Below are 770 nucleotides of genomic sequence, written 5' to 3'. Positions count from 1 at the left end.
GATTGCGCCTTTTCGGCATAACTAGAACTTGCATTCTGTCTTTATTTTTTCCAGGCTTACCCAAAGTTATAGGGTCAAGCCGCACGGGCAATTAGTACTGGTTAGCTTAACGCATTACTGCGCTTCCACACCCAGCCTATCAACGTCGTGGTCTACAACGACCCTTCAGGGGGCTCAAGGCCCCGGCAGATCTCATCTTGAAACGAGTTTCCCGCTTAGATGCTTTCAGCGGTTATCTCTTCCACACTTAGCTACCCTGCGATGCCACTGGCGTGACAACAGGTACACCAGAGGTGTGTCCACTCCGGTCCTCTCGTACTAGGAGCAGGCTTCCTCAAATCTGCAGCGCCCACGGAAGATAGGGACCAAACTGTCTCACGACGTTTTAAACCCAGCTCACGTACCTCTTTAAATGGCGAACAGCCATACCCTTGGGACCGACTACAGCCCCAGGATGAGATGAGCCGACATCGAGGTGCCAAACACCGCCGTCGATATGAACTCTTGGGCGGTATCAGCCTGTTATCCCCAGAGTACCTTTTATCCGTTGAGCGATGGCCCTTCCATACAGAACCACCGGATCACTATGTCCTGCTTTCGCATCTGCTCGACTTGTCAGTCTCGCAGTTAAGCACGCTTATGCCATTGCACTATCGTCACGATGTCCGACCGTAACTAGCGTACCTTCGAACTCCTCCGTTACGCTTTGGGAGGAGACCGCCCCAGTCAAACTGCCTACCATGCACTGTCCCCGATCCAGATAATGGATC

1 rRNA gene is annotated in these 770 nt (G+C 52.6%); it reads right to left on the bottom strand.

What is annotated here, in order from left to right:
• Nucleotides 1–70: 70 nt before the first annotated feature.
• A 23S ribosomal RNA gene (locus tag AC1RTQ_RS24155) occupies nucleotides 71–770 on the bottom strand; the annotation flags it as partial.

Source organism: Comamonas sp. GW821-FHT11H03 (assembly GCF_058807955.1).
Note: the sequence above shows the minus strand (reverse complement) of the source record. Positions and strands in the feature narration are given on the sequence as shown.